Origin of the sequence: Acinetobacter sp. V2 (assembly GCF_001188385.1) — a bacterium.
Lineage (GTDB): Bacteria > Pseudomonadota > Gammaproteobacteria > Pseudomonadales > Moraxellaceae > Acinetobacter > Acinetobacter oleivorans.
This window is the reverse complement of sequence record NZ_JZFB01000003.1, coordinates 389205-390004: the sequence shown is the minus strand read 5'-3', so window position 1 is coordinate 390004 and position 800 is coordinate 389205. Positions and strand designations below refer to the sequence as shown.

Here is an 800-nt window from a genome sequence, read left to right as displayed (position 1 = left end):
GAAACTGATTTGGTGATTAAAGCCGAAACCGTATCTGAAAAACTAGGCCAAGATTGGGACATCCAATCGTTACAACTCAACATGATTACGCTGGGTGGCAACGTCGAAGAAGATGACGATACTTTCCGCCTTCACTGGAATTAATCACAACATAGACGTTGTTTAACAAAGATTTAAGGATGATCAATCATGACAACTCAAACCAAAGAAACCAGCAAAAAGTTAAATGCGAAAGATCGTTACCGCGCATTAACCCGTGATCTGGACTGGGACTTTTCCTATGCTGACCGTAAAGAGGCCTTCCCTTATGAAGAGTTTGAAGGTATCAAAATTACGGACTGGTCTAAATGGGAAGATCCATTCCGTTTAACTATGGATGCTTACTGGAAATATCAGGCAGAAAAAGAGAAAAAACTGTATGCCATTTTTGATGCATTTGCTCAAAACAATGGTCAGATGAATGTCAGCAATGAACGCTACTTAAATGCGATCAAACTCTTTTTAACAGCAGTGACCCCACTTGAATATCAGGCCTATCAAGGCTATGCCCATGTAGGCCGCCAGTTTAGTGGTATTGGAGCACGTATTGCTTCTCAGATGCAGTCGATTGATGAACTGCGTCATGTACAGACTCAAATTCATGCCATGAGCCATTACAACAAGTTCTTTGATGGTTTTCAGGACTGGGCGCACATGCATGACCGCGTTTGGTATTTGTCTGTGCCTAAATCATTTTTTGAAGATGCCCGTTCTGCTGGACCTTTCGAGTTCTTATTAGCCATTAGTTTTGCTTTTGAATA

Annotated in this window: 1 protein-coding gene and 1 pseudogene; both read left to right on the top strand. The window is 41.4% G+C overall.

Annotated features, from left to right (window positions below; all coding sequences use genetic code 11):
• On the top strand, positions 1-144 hold a 144-nt coding region (locus tag UC75_RS21645; protein WP_228137359.1), incomplete at its 5' end, for an MmoB/DmpM family protein.
• A 45-nt stretch (positions 145-189) separates the two neighbouring features.
• A pseudogene (locus tag UC75_RS21640) lies at positions 190-800 on the top strand (phenol 2-monooxygenase); the annotation flags it as partial.